Below are 277 nucleotides of genomic sequence, written 5' to 3' on the forward strand. Positions count from 1 at the left end.
GGCCTTCATCACGCGATCGCGGTCGCTTCCGTCGAGATCGGAAAACTCGGCTACATGCCTGTTCCAGATCACCCGGCAAAGGCCCGGATAATCGTGTTCGTCGGCGAGGACGACGCGCAAGGTGTCGTCCTGCCACAGCACATCGCCGCCATCTTCATGGCAAAAAACGCAATCCATCGTCGTCCTCAGGCAAAAATCGTCAGTGCTTGCATTAAACCAGCACGCGCTCGATTCCGCCATTGTTCGCCCGCTGCACGTAATCGGCCATCCAGTTTTC

Annotated in this window: 2 protein-coding genes; both read right to left on the bottom strand. The window is 57.4% G+C overall.

The genetic code is table 11. The annotated features are described in order from the left end of the window. Positions 1-177 (bottom strand): HIT family protein (locus SB771_RS34235; RefSeq protein WP_410721947.1); only part of this gene is annotated, 177 nt, incomplete at its 3' end. Positions 178-211: 34 nt separating this feature from the next. Then, positions 212-277: DUF3400 domain-containing protein (locus SB771_RS34240; RefSeq protein ID WP_410721948.1), on the bottom strand; the 66-nt coding region annotated here is incomplete at its 5' end.

The sequence above is a fragment of the Burkholderia sp. SIMBA_051 genome, assembly GCF_046534915.1.
Taxonomy (GTDB): Bacteria; Pseudomonadota; Gammaproteobacteria; order Burkholderiales; family Burkholderiaceae; genus Burkholderia; species Burkholderia ambifaria.